The sequence below is a fragment of the Sorlinia euscelidii genome (assembly GCF_036452135.1).
In the GTDB taxonomy this organism is placed as follows: domain Bacteria; phylum Pseudomonadota; class Alphaproteobacteria; order Acetobacterales; family Acetobacteraceae; genus Sorlinia; species Sorlinia euscelidii.
This window is the reverse complement of the sequence record NZ_JAWJZZ010000003.1, coordinates 63,499-83,447: the sequence shown is the minus strand read 5'-3', so window position 1 is coordinate 83,447 and position 19,949 is coordinate 63,499. Positions and strand designations below refer to the sequence as shown.

Genomic DNA, 19,949 nt, shown 5'->3' with positions numbered 1-19,949 from the left:
AGGAGAAAATGATGCGGCCCATATCCCGACGTGCAGTGATGGGCGGCCTCGGCACGTCCGCCGTGGCTCTGGGCACCGGTTTTTATCTTTCAAGGCCGCATCAACCTGCTGCGCTGGAAAATCGTGATGAGATACCGGGCCCGCTGCGCATGGCCTGGGCCCATGGACGTTACGAGCCCATGCTCGCCCTCGGTGAAAATGGTCTTTTCGCAGAACATGGCCTTCATCTGACAGAAGTGTCGACAGAGGATGATCTTCAGTCCATCGATCTTTTAAGCCCGCCGAACCCTGTCGATATCGTTGTCGCACCCCTGCTGGACTGGATACCGGCTTTTTACCGGCCCAACATTGCCCCGCCCCCGGCTAAACTCGTTTGCAGCATTCGGACCGGTTATTACCGGGTCGTCGTACAGCGCAACCGCCGCATCAATAAAATTGCGGATCTCCGCGGCAAAACAATTGGGATCACCTCTTTCCACGGGGCGGATCGCCGCTTTCTCAGCATTCGACTGCGACGGAAATTCATGCACCCGACGACAGATGTCACCTGGGTGGAGCTTCCCGCATCGGAAATGGCGCAAGCCTTTATTGAGGGCAGAATTGATGCCTTCGTCCTGCATGATGACGCCTCATGGCGTGTGCTCAAAGCGGTCGGCAAGCGCGGGTGGAACATGCTGGATAGTATGACCGGACTCGCCCGCAACCGCGTGGACCTCGTCCTTGGTATCGCGGACACGACGTTACAGAAATATCCTCAATTGGCGAAACGGCTCGCTTTCAGCTTTCTGGCTGCGCAGCACGCCTATAAAGGGCAGATCGATGCACTGATTAAAGACTGGAGCGCGCGCCCGGATGCACCGCCGGACCTCGCGGGCATGTTGAGACGCCAGACAGGGGGAACCGTTCTGACCAATGACCTGCTGCGTGTGCAGGTCGCGCAAGATGTGGATGAGTTCAAGTTGATAAAGCAGATACCGGGCACGACGCACGCATCCGAGATCGCCGCCGCCCTGACGTATAAGGTCTAAAGGAGGCGCGTCAGGAGGGCGTTTCTGACGCGGCCGCCTCAAGCGCCGATGTTGCCAACGCATCGACGCGGTCATTTTCAGGGTGGCCGCTATGCCCTTTAACCCACACCCAGGTCACGTCATGGGGCTGCGCCGCGGCGAGGAGGCGTTTCCAGAGGTCCATATTTTTGACGGGGTCGCCCGATGCGCTTCGCCAGTTTCGCCGCGTCCAACCTGTAAGCCATCGCGTCATCCCGTCTTTGACATAAGCGCTATCTGTATAAAGGGTCACACGACAGGGGCGGGTCAGCGCCTCCAGAGCGGATGCGGCCGCCGTCATTTCCATACGGTTATTGGTCGTGTCAGGGTCGGCGCCCGATATTTCCCGCTCCTTGCCGCCAAAGCGAAGAAGAACCCCCCACCCCCCGGGACCTGGATTGGGACGACACCCACCATCGGTCCAGGCTTCCACCATCGGGCGTTCCCGCGGGGTCTCTTCCATCAGTTCAACTCCCATGCGCGATTCTTCTGCCAATATTGCAAGCGATGCATAAATGAAGCGGGGTCCTTGCGCGTGACAAGCGCGTCAGCGGGGGTTGCGATCCAGTCATATAATCGCGTCAGCACAAAGCGCAGGGCGCCTCCCTGCGCAAGGAGGGGGAGAGCCGCCTTTTCCGCCTCGGTCAAGGGGCGAACCGATTGATAGCCAGCCACCATGGCCGCGCATAAAATCGGGCTCATTTCACGATCATCCGGAAAGCACCAGGCATTCAGCGCGATGGCGAGGTCATAAGCGAGAAGGTCCGAACAAGCGAAATAGAAATCAATTGCCCCGGATATTTTACCCTCCTCCCCGAAAAACACGTTATCCGGAAAGAAGTCCGCATGAATGTGACCTGTCGGTAAGGCGCCGGGACGCGGCCATTGCGCCAGGATACGCGGCAGGGCCTCCGCTATTTGCGCGACAAGCGGCAGCATGGGGCCCGCATCATGAAGCATAGCGGCATGCTGCGCCGTGTCAAAGAGAGGCGTCCAGGCGGCTGGGCCGAAATCATTGGCGCGTTGCGCGGCATAACCCTGTGCGGCCAGATGTAATTGCGCAAGGCATCGCCCGGCCTCGTGACATTTATCCGCTGAAAGCTCCATTGCAGGCCGTCCCGGCAGAAACGTCGTTATTGCCGCGGTTTTGCCGAGGAGCGGCCTTAAAACCTGCCCATCCTGCCCGGCAACGGGGCGCGGGCATTTCAAACCCTGCGTGTTGAGATGCGCCATCAGTCCCATGAACCAAGGCAGATCATGGTGCGCGACACGCTTTTCAAAAATGGTCAGGATGTAGCGCGCGTCCGCGGTCTGGAGGAGGAAGTTACTATTCTCGACGCCTTCCGCGATTTCGTGGAAGGAAAGACAGGCGCCCAACGCGTAATTTTTGAGAAACGCTGCGAGATCCGCGTCTCCGACCCTTGTATATACCGCCATGATCCGTCCAATATTACGGAAATATCACATCCCCGGGAGATGCCGCGTTAAAGCATGTCCCCCAAGGGGCTGGGAAGGCGGAAAGTAACGTTTTCCTCCTTGACGATGCGCTCCTCGATATTCAGCCGGAAGCGTTTGGACATCGCATCCACGATTTCCTGCACCAGTGATTCAGGTGCCGAAGCACCCGCCGTAATCCCGACCGTTTCGACATCATCCAGAACGGACCAATCCAGGGCATCAAGCTTTGGCACCAGCAAGGCCGCCTTCGCACCGGAGCGCTCCGCGACCTCCCGCAAACGTTGGGAATTGGAGGAGTTGGGGGACCCGATAACGATGACAAGGTCGCTTTCCGGCGCGATGGCTTTAACAGCTTCCTGACGGTTCGTCGTGGCGTAGCAGATATCTTCCTTTTTCGGCCCCTCGATGAGCGGAAAACGCTCCCGCAAAATCGACACGATTTCTGACGTATCATCAACCGAAAGCGTCGTCTGGGTAATGAAGGCGAGGCGTGTTGGGTCTTTGGGCTCAACGCGTCGGGCTTCATCCGCATCGTTGATCAGCGTTACCGCCCCGAGAGGCAATTGCCCCATCGTCCCGACAACTTCCGGATGCCCGGCATGGCCGATCATCAGAATATGCCGACTATCTTCCGACCCGCCGGCAAAATGGCGCTCTGCCTCACGATGAACTTTGGACACGAGCGGACAGGTCGCATCAAGATAGAGAAGGTTCCGCCGCTCCGCCTCAGCCGGGACGGTTTTCGGGACACCATGGGCGGAGAAAACGACATGGCCATCCGCTGGCACCTCATCGAGTTCCTCGACGAAAATCGCGCCTTTCTTCTCCAGACTTTCTACGACCGTACGATTATGGACAATCTCGTGACGTACATAGACGGGTGCCCCATAACGACGCAGCGCCTCCTCAACAACCCGGATGGCGCGATCAACCCCGGCGCAGAAACCACGGGGCCCGGCGAGAAGAACGCGCAACGTACGAATCGTGTGCGCCGACGTCGCCAGATTATCGTCAAGTCGGTTGATCACCGGGTTTTGAACCATTCAAGTCCATCCATGCCATCATATCGGCGCAAGGGTTAAAGCCGCGTCCGGGCCCCATCGCCAGAAACGTTCAAAATTCGCAAGAGCTGCATATATGTCCCGCATCAAGGAAAAACGCAAACCATCTGACCATTGGGGAACATTCGGCGCCCTGACGCGCATGAAGCAGAAGAGGGTAGCGCTTGCATCTTCCGACGGAAAATGGAACTGTCAGTCATGGTCGCATCAAATTCCAGATTTGTCAGAGTCCCACTCACTCTCGCCTCCATCCTGGCGTTGGCAGCCTGCACACGGGAGGAACAAGGCGATTTTGCGCCTGTCTGCCCCCATGTCGATGTCGTCCCCCCGCTTCTGACCTTTACCAGCTTGACACCGACGCGCCGAGCGCCCACGCACCCGCTTATCACGTGTCCCTTACCGGCATTGCCGGGAGCTGCGCCGCCGCGCCTAAAAAAGCCGTCCGCTCCCGCGTGAGCGTCAGGGTCACGCTTGAGCGCGGCGCGACCAATGCCCCCATCAATATCGATCTCCCTTATTTCGTGGCCGTCACGCGGGACAACAAGGTGCTCGACAAAAAAACCTTCACATTGCACCTTGCTTTGTCGGAAAATGACGTGCGCGTGACGAAGCTCTCACCGCTTCGTTATATCGATGTTCCGGCTTCGCCAGATCTCCAGGACACAAATTACGCGCTCAAAATCGGCATTCAATTGACGCCGCAGCAACTTCAATATAATCGCGACCATCTGATTTCCGGTTATTTCCGTAAGACCGGTCGATAAGATGCGCTTTCGGGGATGACGCTCTGACGGGGTGGCGCCATTCTGCAGGGTCGCCGCTTAGAGCAGAGGCTACGCGGTGGCGCGTTGAAGCAAAGATGATGGCCCGTCTATGACGACAAAAAGAGAGCTGACATGTCGCGGCCTCCTCATCGGCACGCTGATCACCCTTATTTTCACCGCGGCAAATATTTATCTCGGGCTCAAGATCGGCATGACCATTGCGTCCTCCATCCCGGCCGCGATCATCTCCATGTCCATATTGCGGGCCTTGAGTCACAGTCACATTCTCGAAAACAATATCGTGCAGACTCAGGCGTCGGCCTCAGCGGCGATCAGCTTCGTCTTCGCGACATTGCCAGCCTTCGTCATTATGGGTCATTGGCACAGCTTCCCTTTCTGGCCCGTGTTCCTCGCCACCGCGGCGGGCGGGGTTGCGGGGGTTATTTTCACCGTCCCCCTGCGTCATGCTTTAATCCGCCGACCGGATCTCCCTTTCCCTGAAGGTGTAGCCTGCGCCGAAGTCCTTGAAGCGGGCTTCTCACATCATTCGGGCCGCGCCCTGCGTTTATTAAGCGTCGCCACGCTCCTCAGCGCCATTTTTACAGTGCTGACATCGGGGACGAAATGGTTAGCCAGCGGGTTCATTCTGGCCAAACCTTTGGGACGGGCGATTTTCTGTCTGCAAGGCGCCTACTCGACCGCGCTGCTTGGCGTTGGTTACCTGATCGGCCTGCGTGGCGGGCTGGCCATGCTGCTCGGCGTCGCCATTGCCTGGCTCATGGCCGTGCCGATATTGAGCGCTCACATGATGCGCCTCCCGGTCGATCTGCCGATTTTTGACGTCGCCACGCAGATCTGGGCTGAAAAAGTGCGTTTTATCGGTGCCGGCGCCATCGCCATCACCGCGACCTGGACGCTTATTCAGTTGGCGCCTGGCGTCATATCGGGGTTGCGTGCGCTGGCAAGCCGTCGCGATGAGGCGCGTCCGGCGGCTGAGGAGCGAGATCTACCTTTAAAATATCTCATTTTATCCAGCGTTATCGTCGCCGTCGCCCTATTTGGCAGCTTCTATAATTTTCTGCCCGAACACGGCCCTATGTCGGTTATGCTGGCGCTCGGCAGTGTGATTCTTTGTCTTATATTGAGCTTCCTCGTCGCAGCCTCATGCGGCTATATGGCGGGTTTGATCGGCTCCTCCTCCTCCCCGATTTCCGGCATTATGATCATCGCGATCATCGCAATCTGCCTTCTCCTGCGCCTTGCGGAGGCAACACCTTTTTTCAACGCGCATCTTACGGCGGCCAATCAGACGACCATTATTGCTTTTACGCTGTTTATTCTGACATCTTTGACCGCATCCGCAGCAATATCCAACGATAATCTCCAGGACCTTAAAACCGGACAGATTCTCGGCGCGACGCCCTGGAAGCAGCAGGTCGCCCTTATGATCGGGTGCATTGTCGGGGCGGTCGTGACGCCGCCGATCCTCAACCTGCTTCATCAAGCCTATGGTTTTCTGGGTGAGAGCCTCGTGGCAACGTCTGCCACGCCCCCGCTCGCCGCGCCTCAGGCGACGCTGATGCTCTCGCTCGCACGCGGCATCATGCTGGGGCGCATGGATTGGACAATGTTTTCCATCGGAGCCGGGATTGGTTTGACGATGATCCTTCTGGAAAACGTTTTTAAAGGGAAAGCTTACGCCCTTCCTGCCCTGGCGATCGGCATGGGAATTTATCTGCCGCCCGACGTGTCCGTGACAATTGCCTTTGGCAGTCTCATCGCGTTTCTATGCAGCAAATGGCGCAGCAGACGGAATCATGGTTCGGACGCCCAGGGTCAGACGCTGATCGCGTGCGGCTTTATTGTGGGAGAGAGCCTGACGGGGATCATCCTCGCGATTGCGAATGTCTCCGCGCCCGCCCTCCTGCAACACATACCCACGCCTGACCCGTGGGCCCGTCAATGGCTTGGGGTGGGGGCATTCCTCGCCGCTGCTTTCTGGATGGCCTCCCTGAAATCAGGTGCCGACGATACGTCACAACCCTCACGCGCCTCCCAAAGTTAGGCGCGCAAGCCTCACCAGATTTTTCAGTCTTTCCACCACCGCACGGGCTCTTGCGGGTCGTAGGCGACCTTACTCGTTTTAGGCACTCGCGGGCTGATGGTTTTCGCCGCCTTCCCTATTTTCGCATTTTTAGCCGGCACATTGGCCGATTTGCTTGCGCCGGACTTCGGCGCTTGAGGCGGCGCCTCATAAGCCTCCCGCAGCGCGACGAGGCGCGAGTCCTTATGCTTGACCGCGTTTTCAAGCTCCTGCACCCGCAAGCGCGCATGCATGAGATGCGCCTCTAATTGCTTGATCTGATTTTTTGCGGCGGTCAACTCCCGCGTTGCCGTTTCGGATTTGCGATGCGCGCCACGTATTTCCTGCTTCATCCGCTCAATTTCGGCGGCATGGTCTTCCACATTACTTTGCACGTGACCGCGCGCATTCTGTCGCGGTATGGCGCAACGCTCAACGATGACGTCACGATCCGCGTTGAAGCGTCGGCGTCGTGGCTCTGGCGCCGCGCGGCGATGATTGTTGAAAGACGCTTTCGGGCTGTCACTCTGCTTGCGCGAGCCCAAGCGGTCCAAAGCGCGCCTTAAGGCCTCCTCGCTGACATCCTGCGTATCATTTGATGAAGTTTGCTCGACTGGCATGTCACCCGACACTTTTTCTCCTTTCCTGAATTTTGCCATATGAGCATGGGAGGAAGTAACGCGCGTCGGGGTTACCGCCATTGGGTGGCGGCTGACGTCTTGCTCCATTGCCTTTCCCCACTTCCGACAATGACGTCGCGGCATCATCACTTGGCGGGTCGTCCTGCAAAATTCCGTATTTATTTAAGTTGTCCGACTGGACATGAGTTATTTGCCTACCAGGATACATCGCGTCATTTGATGCCTGAGTAGAGAATCCTTGGCACTATACATAAGTCGGACAGCAATTTCGACGTCACCCCGATGATTATTTTTATAAAAGATTTTTTCGTCGGATATAACATAGTCTTAATTTGCCTCGATATAAGCGTTTGACGTGGCACTTTACCGATAACAACCAGAAACCGTACCATTTAACAAAGTATATGACGCGCCCCCCGATCAGGTGACCTGCGCCGTTAATTTTTATATACGATAAATTTTGCAAGATATACACAAATTATTCATTCTTGACCGGCTCTCTGACTTGGCCATATTGTCCATAAGGCCGAATCCTTTCGGAGCACACCGGTCTGCGAGGAAGCGCGCTGCGACAGTTCGGCGCCCCCGATTTACTCTGGATGACATAGCGCCGTATATCAAAAAAGGTGTCGGGCAAATATGAAATTGCTGCAACGTGTGGCGTTGTTTTTTGGTGGCCTGTATGGCGCTGTCGGCGTGGCGCTATCCGCCTTGGCGAGCCACGTTTCCGATGAAATTCTCGCGGCAAATGGGCGGGAAATGTTGCGCGCAGCGTCTCAGATGGAATCGCTCCACGCCGTACTTATTATCGTGCTGGCATTAAGTCAAAAACCGAACTTCATTGTCGCAACACTTGGATATATCGTGGGAATCCTGTTTTTCTGCCTTCCCGTCACGCTGGCCGCCTTTGGCTGGATCGACCGGGCTTACGGTGCCCCGGCGGGCGGGGTGCTGCTTATGGTGTCCTGGCTTTACCTCGCGCTTGCCGCGATCGGAGGCCGCGCCACGAAGCGACAAAGATCAATTGAAGACTGAGCGCCACAATGAAGCAAACCGCAATGATCGTGACCATGATAAGCTGCTCACGCCCTTTTGCCGTTTCAATACCGAGGGGCGCGTACAGGCTGTTCCACCACCGACTGCCCGCAAGCTGGTTGACCCAACGGGCAAGAAGGGTGGACCCTCTGACAAAGAGGACAAAGCTGATGGTCAGAACTGTCAGAACCAGCGTACGCATCAGCGTGACGCGGATCGGCACCTCGTTTTTATCCAACTGTTTAGTGTGTGTCATCGCCATAAATATGCCATTTTCGAAGGATGAGAATGCCGTCTCAAATGCGATTGCGCTCAAGGCTCGCATTGCGTCGAATTCGGGCGCGTCATTCCTCGCCTCCCCCTTTATCTAACAGGGATCTCAACATGACTCTACGTCGTATCGCCCTTTTGGGCACAATTTTGATCTCCCTTTCCGCGTCGCCCTTATTGGCGGACACGGCTGAAATCGCCCCGCCAAGCTTCGATGGATCCACCACGATTGTGCCGGATGCCAAACCCTACCCCGACCCTGCCCTCGCCAAACGACAGGTTGAGGAAGCCTTCGCCACCGCAGGCAAGACGCACCGCCGGGTGTTGCTGGTTTTCGGGGGAAACTGGTGCCCGGACTGCCGCTTTCTCGCGGGTGTTTTTTCCCAGCCGGATGCGGCGACCTGGCTTGACGCCCATTTCGTCGTCGTGCCCGTCAATATTGGCCGGCTGGACAAAAATCTGGAAATTGCCGCGCATTACGGTGTGACAGTGCATGAAGTCCCGACAATATTGCTTGTCACGCCCAATGGTAAATTGCTGAATGGCGACAGTGCCAATGTGCTTGGTGACGCGCGGGACTTGTCCCCGCAAAGCGTCATCGATCAGATCGTCGCATGGAACAAACGCGACTGACCACCCTTCTTCTCCGGGCGCGCCTGCACGCGGCGCCCGGCGCTCAGTTCCAGAGCAGTTCCTCAACTTCATGCATGATTTCGGGCAGGACATCCGTGCCGAAAGGTGAGATCAAACCTGCCTTCTCAAGCAGGTTGAGATAAGGATAAGTTCCGCCCAGAGCGCACAGGCTTTTGAAAAGCTCGATCGCATAGCCGGAATCAATGCGACTGGAGAGCCAGATCTGCATGGCGCAGCAATCGGACAAGGCGGTGTTGATGGCGGAGAAAGGTCTATCGAAAAGGGCGTCCTCCTGCTGCCACGCGCGGCGTTCCTCATCCCAGACGCCGTCCTGTCCCTCTCGCCAGGGAAAGTAGATTTTCTCCAGCTCATGCCACGCCGTCATGCGCTGGTCATGCGACCATTCAGGGTGGTCGTAAATCGCGTGCTCAAAACCATCGATACAGGCGGCCCGCACCAGTCCTAACAGGATTTTGAGGAGAAACTGCCGACGATAATCCGCCGCGCCACCTTCTTTGAGAAGGCGCTCAACGTGACCCATGGCCAACAGGCTGAGCGCTCTCGGTGCGATACCGGCCGCTTCCGGCGTGGGGAGGAGATATTCGTAAAGCGACAGAGACGCGCCTTGCCAATATTGATAGGCGCGGCCCAACGCATTCGTCACGATCGGGACGTCCTGGGATTGGCCGTTACATTTGATGGCGATAAAAGGCGCAGCATCTTTAAACGGCGCAGGCAGCACCTTCTCCCACGCCGCGCCATCCGGGTCGTTTTCAAGAGCGACCTTGTCCTGCGCTAATAATTGCCGGCAAAGCTGGGACAATGTCTGATCCGCATCAATATCGGACAAAATACCCAGAGTACGATCGTAGAGGAGACGCGCCCCACCGATTGGGCTGACCGTCTTAAATGCAGTCAGAATTTCCGCCTCCAACTGGTCGATGGCGCGCCCACCCGTCTCTAACTGGCGACGCTGCATGTAGGCTTTCAGCAGAGGCACAACATGCGCGCGTATACTGGCATGAAATTGCAAAATCTCTGCCGGGCCGTAATCGAAACGATAGAGGCGTTCATAGGCCAGATCGCGGTAATGATTAAAGCCCAATGCCGCTGCAAGGGAGGTACGGGTTTTTATGAGTTGATCGAGACAGGCCGCCATGTCCGGCGCGACGTCAACCTTTTCCGCCGCCGCGCCTTCCGGAGTGTCAGGCGGGAAATCCGCCCCCCTGCCCTGCGGGCGGGTCAGCCCATCCGAATGCACCGCCCATGCGCGCCTGAATTGGCTGACACATCGCGCCTCTTCAGCTGCCCCCTCATGAGCCGCACAACGCGCCACAGTCACATCCGCCTGCCATAACCGCATGACGTGCGGGCCAAGATGGCTCAGAGCCGTTTCAGCGTGATCACGCAAAATAATCTGTTGGATGTCGAGGACTTCCCGCGCCCAGTTATCGGCCATTTCCTCCAGCGACGGCGTCACATCTCCGTCCTGCGGGGCCATTTGCTGCTGCAATCGGCGCAGCCGTTGCTGAGACTGCCAAGCGGTAAAACTGCGTCGCTTCGCGTCAAAAAGCGTCAATCCAACGGCAATATGTCCGGATTGAAGTAACGAACGTACAGCATCAGCATCGGCCCGTAACGTCGCGGCGTCCATGTGGGGTATGGGATGGTCCTCAAACATTATCGGTATCGATGTCATAGGACCGTTAATCCCTCCCGTGAACGTGATCGGTCTTCTCTCAACCCCGCAAATTCTGCACGAAATCTTTTATACGCGCGATGGCCTCTGTCAAATCAGCGTCGGAAGCCGCGATGGAAAGCCGTAGATGACCAGCATAGCCGAAAGCGGAACCCGGGACGGTCGCAAGATGCGCCTCCTCCAGAAGGGCTTCGGCTATGGCCACATCGTCCTGCAACCGACGTCCGCCCGAGGTGATGCGGCCAATGAGGCGATGGACACCCGGGAAAAGATAAAACGCACCATCCGGCCTGGCACAACTCAGCCCCTTAATACCCCGGAGGGCAGCAAGCACATGGTCCCGGCGGCGCTCATAAACCGCGCACATTTGCACTCGCTTAGAAGGATCGCTTTGCAAGGCCGCCACCGCGCCAGCCTGCGCCAGGGTGCAGACGCCGGACGTTGCATGACTTTGAATGATCGTCATGGCGCGGATAAGACCCGCCGGGCCCGCGCCGAACCCGACCCGCCAGCCTGTCATGGCGTAGGCCTTTGACATACCATTGACGATCAGAACGCGTGACGCGAGATCCGGCGCGACATTCAGCAGGGAAACATGCTGCCGGGCGCCGAATGTCAGATGTTCGTAAATTTCGTCTGATAAGATCGCCACGTGTGGGTGACGCCGCAGCACTTCCGCGATTGCGAGGAGGTCTTCCGCCTCCAGCACGGCGCCGGTCGGGTTATTCGGGAAATTGAGAATGACCCATTTTGTGCGGGCGGTTAAAGATGCCGCTAAAGCTGACGCTGTGAGCCTGAAATTGTCACTTTCCAGACATTTCGGGCATATCGCCACGGCGCCGAACATTTGCGCGACAAGCGGGTAGCTCACCCAGTAAGGCCGAGGAATGACAACCTCATCCCCCGGGTCCAGAGTCGCTGCAAAAGCATTATAGATCAGCTGCTTGCCGCCATTCCCCACAAGAATATTCTCGGGTGCGAAATGCAGTTTATTGTCCTGCGCGAATTTCTGGATGATGGCATCTTTGAATGCCGGCATACCGCCGATCGGGGGGTAACCTGTCTTCCCCTCCCGCACAGTCTGGATCGCGCCCTCCAGCGCCTCTTCGGGGGATGGAAAATCCGGCTCCCCCAAAGCCAGGGAAATAACAGCGGCACCTTGCGCCTTGAGCGCACGCGCGCGGGTTGACATCGCGATCGTGGCGGAAGGGGGCAGATTCTCGAGGCGGCGTGAGAGTTGAACGTCCATTGATCGAGCCCATTCTGCTCAATATTGAGCCGACCGCGTGCCGTGTCTCATCCGAGTTCAGCGCAGAACGCGATGATACGCGCACAGGCCTGCTGAAGCACGGCGCGGTCCGCGGCGTAGGAAATGCGGAAATAGCCGGGATGGAGGAACGCACGCCCCTGCACAGTGGCCACGCCTTTTTCCTCCAGAAGTGCCGCGACGAAATCCTCATCGGAGGACAGCACGCGCCCCTGCGGCGTCCGCTTACCGAGAAAATTCTTGATGGCGGGGAAGACGTAAAAGGCGCCCTGCGGCGTGGCGCAACTGATATCGGGGATTTTCGCCAGTTCTGAAAGGACGAGATCCCGCCTCGCCTTATATTCCGCCAACATGGGTTGCAGGAAATCATGCGATCCGGTTAAGGCGGCAACCCCGGCCGCCTGGGCGATGGAGCATGCATTGCTTGTGCTCTGCCCCTGAAGCTTCGTCAGCGCCTTGATCAGCCCCGCCGGTGCAGCCGCATAGCCGATCCGCCAACCCGTCATGGCGTAGGCTTTGGACAGGCCATTCATCGTAACGGTGCGTGACCGCAATTGCGGCGCCACCTGCACGATGGTACGGGCCTCAAAACCGTCATAGACGAGCTTGGCGTAAATATCGTCCGTTAGCACCCATACATGCGGGAAATCCGCAAGCACTTCAGCCAAAGCATTAAGCTCCGCCCCTGTATAGGCCGCGCCTGTCGGGTTACAGGGGGAGTTGAGCACGAGCCATTTCGTACGCGGCGTCAACGCGGCGCGTAGAGCATCGGGGGTCAGCTTGAATCCCTCATGCTCCGATGTCGGGATGATGACGGGCGTGCCATCCGCTAAAGCGACGATATCGGGATAGGAGACCCAGGCGGGTGAAGGAATGACGACCTCATCCCCCGCATTAAGGGTCGCGACAAAAACATTGTAAATGACCTGCTTCCCACCCGTTGAGATAATGATCTCATCCGGCGTGTAATCCAGACTGTAATCAGCGTTCAAGCGCGCAGCGGCGGCCTCACGAAGCTGTTTCGTGCCCGCGACATCGGTGTAATGCGTGTCCCCGTCCCTGATCGCTTGAACAGCCGCCTCACAAATATGCGCAGGCGTCGCGAAATCCGGCTCACCGGCGGAGAGGCTGAGAATGTCACGACCGGCAAGGCGGAGTTCCCGCGCCTTCTGCGTCATGGCGATTGTCTGACTGGGTGAAATACGGTCGAGGCGGGCTGAGATAACGGGCATGACTTTACCCTTGTCCCGAAAGCCGCTTGATCTCCTGCAGGATCGCCGCAACCATCACTTCCGTCCCGACGCGTGCCGTACCGAGAGTCATGATATCCGCCGTCCGCAGGCCGGTATTGAGGATATTTTCAATGGCCGTCTCAATCAATCGAGCGTCTTCATCCCGCTCAAAAGAGTATCGCAGCATCATCGCAAAAGATAATATCTGCGCAATCGGGTTCGCGATGCCCTGCCCCGCGATATCCGGGGCCGAACCATGGATCGGCTCATAGAGGGCGGCGCGGCGTCCATCCTGCTTAAGCGGGCCCAGCGTGGCGGAGGGCAGCATCCCGAGAGAACCCGTCAGCATGGAAGCGAGGTCCGAAAGAAGGTCACCGAAGAGATTGCCGGTAACGATGACGTCAAACTGCTTCGGATTGCGCACAAGCTGCATGGCGCAATTATCCGCCAGCATATGGGTCAAAGTGACATCGGGATATTCGGCCTGCTGCAATGATGTCACGACCTCACGCCATAAAAGACCGCTTTCCATGACGTTGCTTTTTTCGACCGAGCACACATGCCCCTGACGTTTGCGCGCTGCATCGAAAGCCACGCGCGCCACGCGTTCAATTTCGGAGGTCGTGTAGAGCTCGGTATTAATGCCGCGACGCGAGCCGTCCGGCAAAGTCTCGATACCGCGCGGCGTCCCGAAATAAATGCCCCCGACAGTCTCACGCACAATCAAAAGGTCAAGCTTGGAGACATATTCCGCCTTGAGGGTGCTCGCATCCGCCAGCGCATCAAATACCTGCGCCGGGCGCAGATTTGCGAAAAGATCAAGTTCCTTCCGTAACGCAAGGATCGCCGCTTCCGGACGGAGGTTGAAATCGACATGCGCCCATTTCGGGTCCCCGACCGCGCCGAAAAGGATGGCGTCAACCTCATGCGCGCGCTGGATCACCTCATCCCGGATCGGGACGCCATGCACTTCCAGCGATGCACCGCCGACAAGCTCCTCCGCGATATCGACATCGAGGCCCCGATAGGCGCGGAACCAGTTCACGATTTTCGCGACCTCGCGCATCACTTCCGGGCCGATCCCATCTCCGGCAAGGACCAGTATTTTTTTTGATGAAGTCATTTTGCCACCTCTTCCGTGATGGAGGGGAGCCAGGACGCCTGCTCTGCCCGACGCGCCTCAAAGGCATCAATTTTTTTTTCGTGGATGAGGGTCTGGCCGATATCGTCCAACCCTTCCAGAAGCAGGCGCCGCCGGAGCGGGTCGACGTCGAAAGGGATCTCCGCCCCGTTCGGGGTGACGACGACCTGTTTTTCGAGATCAACTGTCAGACGCGCATTGGCGCCCAGACGCGCCTCCTCCATCAGAGCGAGACAGATTTCCCGCGGGAGGCGCACTGGCAGAATGCCGTTTTTGAAACAGTTATTGAAAAAGATATCGGCAAAACTGGGCGCGATCACGCAACGGATGCCGAAATCCAGCAGGGCCCAAGGTGCATGTTCCCGTGAGGAGCCACAGCCAAAATTATCAAGCGCGATCAGGATTTGAGCGTGCCGAAAAGGCGCCTGGTTGAGCACGAAATCGGGACGTTCCTGCCCGTCCTCATCATATCGCTGCGCCGCGAAAACATGCTGCCCCAGCCCCTTGCGGTGAATGGTTTTTAAAAAACGTGCCGGGATGATCTGATCCGTGTCAACGTTTTCAGCCGCCATTGGCGCGGCGAGGGCGGTAAGCTGGGTAAATTTATCCATTACGCAACCTCACGCGCATCGACAAAACATCCGGCAATCGCCGCCGCCGCCGCCATGGGCGGGGAGCAGAGATGGGTGCGACCTCGCGGGCCTTGCCGCCCTTCAAAATTCCGGTTGGAGGTTGAGGCACATCGCTGCCCGGGGAGAAGCCGATCCGGGTTCATGCCCAGACACATGGAGCAGCCTGCCTCACGCCACTCAAACCCGGCATCCAGAAAAATGCGATCCAGCCCTTCCGCCTCGGCCTGCGCTTTGATAAGGCCGGAGCCCGGCACCACCATCGCCCTGACATGCGCCGCCACATGCCGCCCTTTGACCACGTCAGCCGCGGCACGCAAATCTTCAATCCGGCTATTGGTGCAGGAGCCGATGAAAGCGACATCAATCGGTGTGCCGGAGAGGGATTGCCCGGCTTTAAGCCCCATATAATCCAGCGCGCGCTGCCATTGCGCCGCCCTTGCCGGGTCCGCACAACTTTCGGGATCGGGCACGACCTCATCGATGAAAATCACGTTTTCCGGACTATTGCCCCAGGTCAGGGCGGGACGGATCGTTGTCGCGTCAATCGTCACTTCCCGATCAAAAACAGCCCCTTCATCCGTATGGAGGCGAGCCCAATGGCGACAGGCGGTCGTAAACGCCTCCCCTTTCGGGGCGAAAGGGCGGTTTTCAATGTAGGCAAAGGTCGTCTTATCCGGGGCAATCAGGCCGGAACGCGCCCCGGCCTCAATCGACATGTTGCACAAAGTCATGCGGCCCGCCATGTCCAGCGCCTCAATGGCCGGGCCGGCAAACTCAATGACGTGACCTGTGCCACCTGCTGTCCCGATCTTACCAATAATGGCGAGAGCGAGATCTTTCGCTGTCACGCCCGGAGGGAGCGTGTTTTCAACGGTGACACGCATATTTCTGGAAGGTTTTTGCAGCAATGTCTGGGTTGCCAGCACATGCTCAACCTCAGACGTACCGATACCGAAGGCCAGGGCCCCCAAAGCCCCATGTGTCGATGTGTGACTATCACCGCAGACAATCGTCATGCCGGGCAGGGAAATGCCCTGCTCCGGCCCGACAACGTGCACTATCCCCTGTTTCGGAGACCTTAAGGGGATATAGGGCACCCCGAAGGCTTTGACATTTGCCTCGAGCGTTTCAATCTGGAGTCGACTTTCCGGCTCCGCCACGGGCGCGGAACGGTCCGTCGTCGGAACGTTGTGATCCACAACCGCGACTGTCGCCTCGGCGCGGCGGACTTTCCGCCCCGCGAGGCGCAACCCTTCAAAAGCCTGCGGGCTCGTCACTTCATGGAGGAGATGCCGGTCAATATAGAGGACGCAGGTACCATCTGAAAGCTGCTCAACGACGTGATCCGCCCACAGCTTGTCATATAATGTCTGCGCCATCGCGCCCTCCCTGACACCGGATTTACTCCTGTTTAAGATTATTCAGCCGGTTTTGCCACATCCCGGGGGCGCTCGGCAATACGTGCTGACTTGCCGCTGCGATCACGAAGATAGTAGAGCTTCGCGCGACGGACCTTGCCGCGACGCACAACGGTGATCTCGGAGATATTCGGCGAGTAAAGCGGAAATACGCGCTCCACACCCTCACCATTTGAGATTTTGCGCACGGTGAAATTGCTGTTGAGGCCCTTATTGGAGCGCGCAATCACAACGCCTTCATAAGCCTGGACGCGCTCACGCGTGCCTTCGACAACGCGCACTCCGACGCGCACCGTGTCACCGGCCTGAAACTCGGGAACGGCGCGGGATGCGGTCAGGCGTTCAATCTCGCGCGCCTCATATTGCTGGATCGTATTCATCATGGTCTCCTTGGTAACAATTCAGATACCGGGTTTACGGGCCGCATATTGCGCCCATAAATCCGGACGTTTCGATTGGGTGATTCGCTGCGACTGGTCATGCCGCCATGCCGCGATGTCACGATGATTGCCGGACAGAAGCACGGAGGGGATGCTCAGCCCCTCCCATTCTGCCGGTTTTGTGTAATGCGGATATTCGAGCAGGCCATTCTCGAAACTCTCCTCCGTCGCGCTGTCAGATGAACCCATGACGCCGGGAAGCAGACGCACACAGGCCTCAAGCAACGCGCAGGCCGGGATCTCACCGCCGGAAAGGACGAAATCACCGATTGAGAACTGTTCGATTCCGCGGGCTTCAAGCACGCGCTCATCCACACCTTCATAACGACCGCAAAGGATCACCACCCCGCTTCCCGCCGCCAGACGCTTTGCATCGCGTTGGGAAAAGGGACGCCCGCGCGGCGTCGGGTAAATGACCGGCCGCCCGTCGCCCGGCAGCGCATCAAGCGCCGATGCCACCACGTCGGGGCGCATCACCATCCCCGCCCCGCCACCGTAAGGCGTGTCATCCACGGCGTGATGACGTCCTTTCCCGTGTGAGCGGAGGTCATGCGCCGTGCAGGCCCACAGCCCCTTCTCAAGCGCCCTGCCCGTCAGGGAAATTCCCAGAGGGCCCGGAAATAATTCCGGAAAAAGCGTGATGATATCTGCCTGCCACGTCATTGCCGCACAACCACTTCAGCATCGTCGGACAGGTCGCCCTCCACTTCGATTTCCGCAGGCAACATGATTTCAAGCCGTGACTGCGACATATCGATGTGCGGCACGCAGGCCCGCGTGAAGGGCACCACACATGATTGACGTCCCTGCACGATTTCGAGGCTGACGCCCGCGCCGTAATCATGGACCGTCACCACCGTCCCTAAAGCCTCACCTGATGGTGAGAAAGCTTCCATGCCGATAAGATCCGCATGGTAGAACTCATCCTCATCCGCCTGGGGAAACTGCGTCCGCAGCGCATAAAGCTTGAGATTGACGCAGCGCGCTGCATCTTCCCGGCTTTGCAGGGGCCCTTTATCCGGGTCGCCAAGTTCAGCAATCTGATGACCCACCCAGCGCACCTGCCACAATCGGCCTGACTCATCCCGCAAGGGTGAGAGTGCCTCCAGCGTGGCCGGGTCCTCCGTCAACGCTGAAAGATGGACACGCCCGTGCACGCCGTGAGGTCTCCCCACGGTGGCGACATGTATCTCTCTGTCAGCTTGCGGTGCGCGTGTCATCGTCAGTCGCTATCGGGCGTTAAGCTCAGGCCGCAGCCTCAGACTTGGCGGCCGCACGCTCCTGCGCGCGCTTTTTCGGGGCGGATTTTTTGGGCTGCTCATTCCAGCTCGGCATGTCGATAATCCCGGCACGGCCGAGGAAACGCGCCACGCGGTCCGTCGCCTGCGCCCCGTTTGAAAGCCAGTGACGGATGCGCTCATCATCAAGACGCACGCGCTCAGCATGGTCTGAAGGCAGCATCGGGTTATAGGCGCCCACTTTTTCAATGAAGCGGCCATCGCGCGGGCTGCGGCTGTCAGCCACAACAATATGGTAATAAGGGCGCTTTTTGGCGCCAGCGCGTGCAAGACGAATTTTAAGACTCATGCTTCAATCAACTCCTGAAGTGTAAAATTTTGACTTTACCGGCGTGGCAAACCGCCGAAACCACCGGGCATATTGGGATTTCCCTTGCCCGACATCATCCCTGACAGCATCTGCTTCATGCCCGCGAGGCCCATTTTATTAAGGCGCTTCATCATGGTGGACATGTCATCAAACTGTTTGAGCATTTTATTGATCTCCTGCACCGTGGTGCCGGAGCCGGCGGCGATCCTCTTTTTCCGTGACGCTTTGATGATGGCGGGCGTCTTACGCTCCGCCTTCGTCATGGAAGAGATGATGGCCTGGTGGCGCTTGAAGATCGCAGTGTCGAGATCCCGATCGCCCAGTTTTTCCTTGAGTTTACCGGCCCCCGGCAACATGCCGAGAATATTCGAGACGGAACCAAGCTTGCCGATCTGGCGGATCTGGGAAGCGTAATCATCAAGGTCGAACTTACCCGCGAGCATCTTTTTGGCGACGCGCTCGCTTTCCTCCTGATCCAGTGTTTCGGAGGCTTTCTCAACCAGCCCGGCAATATCGCCGAGGCCAAGAATGCGCCCCGCAACGCGTTCCGGGTAGAATTCCTCCAGCGCTTCGGGTTTCTCGCCCATCCCGACAAATTTGATGGGCGCGCCGGTCATGGCCTTCATGGAAAGCGCGGCACCGCCACGTGCGTCGCCATCCATACGCGACATCACGACACCCGTGACACCGACAGCCTCATTGAAATGCTGCGCCGTGTTGACCGCGTCCTGCCCGGTCATGGCATCCACAACCAGCAATGTCTCGGCCGGGCCCGCGATTTCACGAATTTCGCGGACTTCCTGCATCAGGGCTTCATCGATGGAAAGGCGGCCTGCCGTATCCAGCACGACGATATCATACCCTTCCTGACGCGCGGTTTTCATCGCGCGGCGGGTAATTTCCTGCGGGGACTGCCCGGGCAGGATCGGCAATGACGTGACGCCAACCCGCTCAGCCAGTTGCTGGAGCTGAAGCTGCGCGGCCGGGCGCTGAACATCCAGGGATGCGAGGAGGACGCGTTTCCGCTCCCGCGATGAGAGGCGCAAACCCAGCTTACCCGTGGTCGTCGTCTTGCCCGACCCTTGCAGGCCGACCATCAATATGGCGACAGGCGGGGCCGCAGAGAGGTTCAGCGTGGCGGCGCCAGCACCGCCCAAAGCCTCAATCAGGGCGTCATTGACAATTTTTGCGACAGCCTGACCCGGCGAAATACTTTCAAGGATTTCCTGCCCGACAGCGCGCTCACGGACTTTATCAACGAAGTCACGCACGACGGGGAGCGCGACATCCGCCTCCAGCATCGCCATGCGCACTTCACGCATCGCCTCAGCGACATCGCCTTCGGAGAGACGACCACGCCGGGAAAGGCCCGAAAATACGCCGGAGAGCTTGCTGGAGAGTGAGTCGAACACGTGTGCCCTTTGGCTGCAAATGGCTTTGCGCCACTGCGCGAACCCTCGCGGAGTGACGTTTCAGAATTTGATCGGTGCCTAAAGCCCCGGCTGTCACAAGTCAAGCTTA

The 19,949-nt window shown here is 58.1% G+C and carries 20 protein-coding genes; 5 read left to right on the top strand and 15 right to left on the bottom strand.

The annotated features are described in order from the left end of the window. The first annotated feature begins 11 nt into the window (after positions 1–11). Complete coding sequence (locus CGLAMM_RS06035) at positions 12–1,028, top strand: ABC transporter substrate-binding protein (protein ID WP_394820159.1); 1,017 nt, start codon at positions 12–14, stop codon at positions 1,026–1,028. Between the two features lie 10 nt (positions 1,029–1,038). Here CGLAMM_RS06035 and rnhA read toward each other — a convergent pair whose 3' ends face one another. The 3 genes from rnhA to ispH are packed head-to-tail and all read right to left on the bottom strand — an operon-like array spanning position 1,039 to position 3,547. Then, positions 1,039–1,509 (bottom strand): ribonuclease HI, encoded by a 471-nt coding sequence (gene rnhA, locus CGLAMM_RS06030; protein ID WP_418115486.1) that lies wholly within the window; start codon positions 1,507–1,509, stop codon positions 1,039–1,041. Next, complete coding sequence (locus tag CGLAMM_RS06025; RefSeq protein ID WP_394820158.1) at positions 1,509–2,483, bottom strand: homoserine kinase; 975 nt, start codon at positions 2,481–2,483, stop codon at positions 1,509–1,511. The genes rnhA and CGLAMM_RS06025 overlap by 1 nt, the downstream gene beginning before the upstream one ends. Positions 2,484–2,530: 47 nt before the next feature. After that, positions 2,531–3,547: a 4-hydroxy-3-methylbut-2-enyl diphosphate reductase gene (gene ispH / locus CGLAMM_RS06020; RefSeq protein WP_394820157.1), complete on the bottom strand. Its 1,017-nt coding sequence runs from the start codon at positions 3,545–3,547 to the stop codon at positions 2,531–2,533. 182 nt (positions 3,548–3,729) lie between these two features. Here ispH and CGLAMM_RS06015 point away from each other — a divergent pair, with 182 nt between their 5' ends. Next, positions 3,730–4,329 (top strand): hypothetical protein, encoded by a 600-nt coding sequence (locus CGLAMM_RS06015; RefSeq protein ID WP_418115485.1) that lies wholly within the window; start codon positions 3,730–3,732, stop codon positions 4,327–4,329. Positions 4,330–4,438: 109 nt separating this feature from the next. Further along, the gene (locus CGLAMM_RS06010) at positions 4,439–6,394 is read left to right on the top strand and encodes an OPT family oligopeptide transporter (RefSeq protein WP_394820155.1); all 1,956 of its coding nucleotides are present in this window, start codon (positions 4,439–4,441) and stop codon (positions 6,392–6,394) included. A 23-nt stretch (positions 6,395–6,417) separates the two neighbouring features. On the opposite strand, the gene CGLAMM_RS06005 is transcribed toward CGLAMM_RS06010, so the two are convergent. After that, positions 6,418–7,140 carry a hypothetical protein gene (locus tag CGLAMM_RS06005; RefSeq protein WP_394820154.1) on the bottom strand — a complete coding sequence of 241 codons (723 nt, stop codon included), beginning with the start codon at positions 7,138–7,140 and terminating at the stop codon, positions 6,418–6,420. A 552-nt stretch (positions 7,141–7,692) separates the two neighbouring features. On the opposite strand from CGLAMM_RS06005, the gene CGLAMM_RS06000 reads away from it, so the two are divergent. Together CGLAMM_RS06000 and CGLAMM_RS05995 are read left to right on the top strand one after the other, a co-directional pair. Then, positions 7,693–8,088 (top strand): DUF423 domain-containing protein, encoded by a 396-nt coding sequence (locus tag CGLAMM_RS06000; RefSeq protein WP_394820153.1) that lies wholly within the window; start codon positions 7,693–7,695, stop codon positions 8,086–8,088. Between the two features lie 384 nt (positions 8,089–8,472). Then, entirely contained in the window at positions 8,473–8,991 is a 519-nt protein-coding gene (locus CGLAMM_RS05995) for a thioredoxin family protein (protein WP_394820151.1), read from the top strand. Positions 8,992–9,034: 43 nt separating this feature from the next. Here CGLAMM_RS05995 and CGLAMM_RS05990 read toward each other — a convergent pair whose 3' ends face one another. The 11 genes from CGLAMM_RS05990 to ffh all read right to left on the bottom strand — a co-directional run bounded on the left by CGLAMM_RS05990 (position 9,035) and on the right by ffh (position 19,840). Next, on the bottom strand, positions 9,035–10,645 hold the full coding sequence (locus CGLAMM_RS05990) for a gluzincin family metallopeptidase (protein WP_418115484.1): 1,611 nt from the start codon (positions 10,643–10,645) through the stop codon (positions 9,035–9,037). An 85-nt stretch (positions 10,646–10,730) separates the two neighbouring features. Further along, positions 10,731–11,939 carry a pyridoxal phosphate-dependent aminotransferase gene (locus CGLAMM_RS05985; protein WP_418115483.1) on the bottom strand — a complete coding sequence of 403 codons (1,209 nt, stop codon included), beginning with the start codon at positions 11,937–11,939 and terminating at the stop codon, positions 10,731–10,733. A 47-nt stretch (positions 11,940–11,986) separates the two neighbouring features. Then, the gene (locus CGLAMM_RS05980; RefSeq protein WP_394820149.1) at positions 11,987–13,189 is read right to left on the bottom strand and encodes a pyridoxal phosphate-dependent aminotransferase; all 1,203 of its coding nucleotides are present in this window, start codon (positions 13,187–13,189) and stop codon (positions 11,987–11,989) included. Positions 13,190–13,193: 4 nt separating this feature from the next. After that, positions 13,194–14,312 carry a 3-isopropylmalate dehydrogenase gene (gene leuB / locus CGLAMM_RS05975; protein WP_394820148.1) on the bottom strand — a complete coding sequence of 373 codons (1,119 nt, stop codon included), beginning with the start codon at positions 14,310–14,312 and terminating at the stop codon, positions 13,194–13,196. Then, entirely contained in the window at positions 14,309–14,941 is a 633-nt protein-coding gene (gene leuD, locus CGLAMM_RS05970; protein ID WP_394820147.1) for a 3-isopropylmalate dehydratase small subunit, read from the bottom strand. The genes leuB and leuD overlap by 4 nt, the downstream gene beginning before the upstream one ends. Then, positions 14,941–16,341: a 3-isopropylmalate dehydratase large subunit gene (leuC, locus tag CGLAMM_RS05965; protein ID WP_394820146.1), complete on the bottom strand. Its 1,401-nt coding sequence runs from the start codon at positions 16,339–16,341 to the stop codon at positions 14,941–14,943. Before leuC ends, leuD begins: the two co-directional genes overlap by 1 nt. 38 nt (positions 16,342–16,379) lie before the next feature. Beyond that, positions 16,380–16,760: a 50S ribosomal protein L19 gene (rplS, locus tag CGLAMM_RS05960; protein ID WP_319807241.1), complete on the bottom strand. Its 381-nt coding sequence runs from the start codon at positions 16,758–16,760 to the stop codon at positions 16,380–16,382. A 21-nt stretch (positions 16,761–16,781) separates the two neighbouring features. Next, positions 16,782–17,483: a tRNA (guanosine(37)-N1)-methyltransferase TrmD gene (gene trmD / locus CGLAMM_RS05955; protein ID WP_394820145.1), complete on the bottom strand. Its 702-nt coding sequence runs from the start codon at positions 17,481–17,483 to the stop codon at positions 16,782–16,784. Further along, positions 17,480–18,040 (bottom strand): ribosome maturation factor RimM, encoded by a 561-nt coding sequence (rimM, locus tag CGLAMM_RS05950; protein ID WP_394820144.1) that lies wholly within the window; start codon positions 18,038–18,040, stop codon positions 17,480–17,482. Before rimM ends, trmD begins: the two co-directional genes overlap by 4 nt. 25 nt (positions 18,041–18,065) lie before the next feature. Next, positions 18,066–18,407 carry a 30S ribosomal protein S16 gene (gene rpsP / locus CGLAMM_RS05945; RefSeq protein ID WP_394820143.1) on the bottom strand — a complete coding sequence of 114 codons (342 nt, stop codon included), beginning with the start codon at positions 18,405–18,407 and terminating at the stop codon, positions 18,066–18,068. A 35-nt stretch (positions 18,408–18,442) separates the two neighbouring features. Further along, entirely contained in the window at positions 18,443–19,840 is a 1,398-nt protein-coding gene (gene ffh / locus CGLAMM_RS05940; RefSeq protein WP_394820142.1) for a signal recognition particle protein, read from the bottom strand. Between the last annotated feature and the right edge of the window lie 109 nt (positions 19,841–19,949).